The sequence below is a fragment of the Paracoccus haeundaensis genome (genome assembly GCF_006239215.1).
GTDB lineage: Bacteria > Pseudomonadota > Alphaproteobacteria > Rhodobacterales > Rhodobacteraceae > Paracoccus > Paracoccus marcusii.
The window spans coordinates 1-686 of the sequence record NZ_VDDC01000115.1; the positions used below are offsets into that span (position 1 = coordinate 1).

1 protein-coding gene is annotated in these 686 nt (G+C 60.8%); it reads left to right on the forward strand.

The genetic code is table 11. The features are described 5' to 3' along the window. Nucleotides 1-686 (forward strand): family 16 glycosylhydrolase (locus FHD67_RS20235; RefSeq protein ID WP_176695240.1); only part of this gene is annotated, 686 nt, incomplete at both ends.

Sequence of the window (686 nt, forward strand, 5' to 3'; positions counted from 1 at the left end):
ATCTCGGAATGGGATGCGGGTCAGACGAACAACATGTCATGGTCGGCCAACAACGTCAGCGTTGCGGCAAACGGTGATGTGAGTCTTTCTCTGACCAAGGCCCCTGCCGGCTCTTCCAGACCCTATCTCGGTGCGGAGGTGCAGTCCAACGAGATTGCAACGACCGGCACTTGGAGCTGGACGGCCCAAGCGCCGATCATGGCGCCCGGTGCGGTCTTCGGCATGTTCACCTACAAGGCGGACTGGAAGAACGATCCGTGGGTCGAGTTCGACTTTGAGTTCGTCGGCGGAGACACGACCAAAGTCCAACTCGCGATCCATATGGAGAACGCCAAGGGCGAGCACATGGTCCTGACCCCCGAGGCGCAGAAGCGGAGCATCATCGATCTCGGCTTCGACGCGTCGAAGGGGATGCACACCTACGAGGTGTCCGTGACCGAGAAGGATGCTACCTTCTATATCGACGGAAAGCAGGTTGCGAAATTTGGACCGGCCGACATGCAGGGCAATGTCTGGCAGATCGGTCCGATGGCGAGCTTCGTCGACTTATGGTCGGTCTCGTCCGGCCAGGAGGCATGGGCCGGGAAATGGACCGATCCCGGACGTCCGCTGGTGGCGATCGTCGAGGGGGCCGACATCCGTCCCGCAGAGTTCGGAAGCGCGATCGAGGTAGTAAGCCCGCCAGT